Origin of the sequence: Marisediminitalea alba, from assembly GCF_002993365.1 — a bacterium.
Taxonomy (GTDB): Bacteria; Pseudomonadota; Gammaproteobacteria; order Enterobacterales; family Alteromonadaceae; genus Alteromonas; species Alteromonas alba.
In genome coordinates, this window is the sequence record NZ_PVNP01000107.1 from 1 (window position 1) to 2,514 (window position 2,514).

Sequence of the window (2,514 nt, forward strand, 5' to 3'; positions counted from 1 at the left end):
AAATTAGAGAAAGACAGTGTGTTGTGTAGTGATGGCTATAAGCCCTACATAGCTCTTTCTGAGAAAAATGATTTAATACACAAGCGCTTAGATGTGGCAGGAGGAATTAAGGTGATAGATAAAGTCTTTCACATTCAAAATGTTAACGCCTATCACAGCCGTCTGAAAGCGTGGATAAAACGGTTTCACGGAGTAGCCACAAAATACTTGGAACACTACCTAGGTTGGTTCAGGTTTATGGATACTCCAGAAAACCTTAACGAAAACAGGCTCTTTTCAATTCAACAACAGTTAATCCGAACATAGCCTTGTAATTAACAGTAAGCCAATGACCTGTATGGTAAAACCAACCCAGTTTATTACGCTGTCAGTCAAAATTTACCCACCTCCCTGTATGCCATGCAATTCAACACAGTTTATAAAATCAGGCCCGCATAACGGGCAGAGTAACCTTGAGTATAATCTGCGACCAACGGCAGCGGTGCCAAGCTTTAAATATACCGTTGATCGACTTGTTAGGTCATTATTAACTCAATAACTCTATAACAGTAACTATTCTTTACGTTTTGACGCTGCTATAGCAACTATTACTACGCTCATGACAACTACCACACCACCAATTACTAAACCGCTCATAATTAACTCCTTTGATAAAACTCATTAAAACTTTGGTTAAAATGACTGCGTATGGTCAAAGCAACCTAATCCCGTAACGCCGAACTACCATTGAGAAAATACGAATCAAACCCAACATCGCTTTTTATCGCCATTTCCGGCCTGATGTGCCTTGATAAGAACAATTTAATGGCCACTACAACTCAGCCTTTTTCCATATTTTCGAATTGGTCTAACAGATGCGTTAACCTGCGGCCGGATATTTCCTGATAAAGCCAACCAATTAACTTATTGTCCCTGTTTTCTGGCTTGAGCTTATTGATAAGCAGCGCCGCCAGAAGCCCAAATATCAGGGCAATCACTGAAAATCTAATGGTTGTTTCTGCCGACATTAATGAGAATAAATCAACGCCAAAAAACAGGTCGTAGCCCAGAAATACATAGGCCATGTAAAAAGGTGCAGATAGGATTAGCAGTTTAAAAACATTCAAACTATGCGTTCTGACGGCAATAAGATCATTCAGCGTTTCTTTCATCGATTTAGAAAAATCTACCTTTTTCAACAGCGCGATTTGGCCAATGCTCCCGGCTAGTCCCACTATTGCAAATATATTGAGAACAACGGCGGATACCACCGGTGCAGTTAACCCCCAGGACGAGGCTACGTAGCTCCCCAAAGAAAGGACAATGCAAAAAAATACAGTGCCTTCTATCGCTCTTGTCAAAATGAGCTTGTTCAACTCACTTTTGTTACCTTCAGCCTGTATCTTCTGAAGCAATGTTTGATTCAGACTCATACACTCGTCCAGCTTTTCACTATGTGCCTGCCACATAGACTGCATTTGATCTAAATTCATACCTGAGTACCTCGTCTGTTTAAGACGCTTTCGCCTTTAACTTCTGTTTAATTCGACTGATTTTGGTGGAGACATTAGCAATCGTAATATCTAAATTAGCGGCGATTTCAGACTGGCTTTCACCTTCTAAATACATCAACAATACCGCTTTATCTATATCGTTGAGTCCGTTTATGAATGCGTATAACTCACTCAAGCTCTGTGCATTTTCTCTTTCAGTTTCCATGTCATAACTAAGTAACTTGTCTTCCATTTCGGAATGCTTGTAAGCAATTGTTTTGTCTTTCCTGTAAAACGATATTGCAACGTTAAGTGCCACTCGATACATCCAGGTCGTAATTTTAAAGCCGTTATTGTAGGTATCTAATGAACGCCAGATTTGGGCGAGAATTTCCTGAACTAAATCTTCCCGGTCAAACTCATTACTGCAGTAAGCGCGTGCAACTTTAAACACAATGCCCTTGTGCTTTTCTATGATGTCTAGGTACATCCCATGCCGATCAACGCTCATTTAACTTTAAACCTATTCATGGCCTGCTGTATCCGTCCTATTAACTGAGAGTAAACTCATTTCTGCCTAGCGTTGATTGATTATCATACAAACTTATGGGCTTTAGCTAATCGTCACAAACCCAAAACCTTTACCTGCAAATTGTTATATATCTAATGATTCGCAGCCGTGAAATAAATCTCACAATTTTTTTTAAAATTTTATTAGGATGGTAAATCCTCTAACCTGAAAGCCTTTCGCTTCGGTCAGGAAGAGTTGCTATTCCAAGCTATATTTGCTCCGGGATTGTTGCAAAAACTGTATGATATACTTGGGAAGATGCGAATAAGTCCCCGATGTGAGATCATAGCTGCATAGTAAATCACAGCCATTACCGCCCATGAGCCAACAGTTAACTTTTGCCGATAGTGAGTTTTCCAGCAAGCGCCGCCAGACCCGTAAAGAGATATTCTTATCCAGAATGGATAAACTGCTGCCGTGGCCTCAACTGCTGGAAGTGATTGAACCCTTTTATCCTAAAGCTGGCAATGG

Annotated in this window: 3 protein-coding genes and 1 pseudogene; 2 read left to right on the forward strand and 2 right to left on the reverse strand. The window is 40.4% G+C overall.

Annotated features, from left to right (window positions below; translation table 11 throughout):
- Window positions 1-306, forward strand: a 306-nt coding sequence (locus C6Y40_RS10790) for an IS1595 family transposase (RefSeq protein ID WP_146129467.1), incomplete at its 5' end; no start/stop codon positions are given.
- A 512-nt stretch (window positions 307-818) separates the two neighbouring features.
- Here C6Y40_RS10790 and C6Y40_RS10795 read toward each other — a convergent pair.
- Together C6Y40_RS10795 and C6Y40_RS10800 are read right to left on the reverse strand one after the other, a co-directional pair.
- Window positions 819-1,472, reverse strand: coding sequence for a hypothetical protein (locus tag C6Y40_RS10795; protein ID WP_105934593.1), 654 nt, complete (start codon window positions 1,470-1,472; stop codon window positions 819-821).
- 19 nt (window positions 1,473-1,491) lie between these two features.
- On the reverse strand, window positions 1,492-1,983 hold the full coding sequence (locus C6Y40_RS10800; RefSeq protein ID WP_105934594.1) for an RNA polymerase sigma factor: 492 nt from the start codon (window positions 1,981-1,983) through the stop codon (window positions 1,492-1,494).
- Between the two features lie 379 nt (window positions 1,984-2,362).
- Here C6Y40_RS10800 and C6Y40_RS10805 point away from each other — a divergent pair.
- Window positions 2,363-2,514, forward strand: a pseudogene (locus tag C6Y40_RS10805) (IS5/IS1182 family transposase); the annotation flags it as partial.

Bases quoted from the DNA above. Each gene is read 5' to 3' on its own strand.
- C6Y40_RS10795 (WP_105934593.1), bottom strand. From the start codon at position 1,472: ATGAATTTAGATCAAATGCAGTCTATGTGGCAGGCACATAGTGAAAAG.
- C6Y40_RS10800 (WP_105934594.1), bottom strand. From the start codon at position 1,983: ATGAGCGTTGATCGGCATGGGATGTACCTAGACATCATAGAAAAGCAC.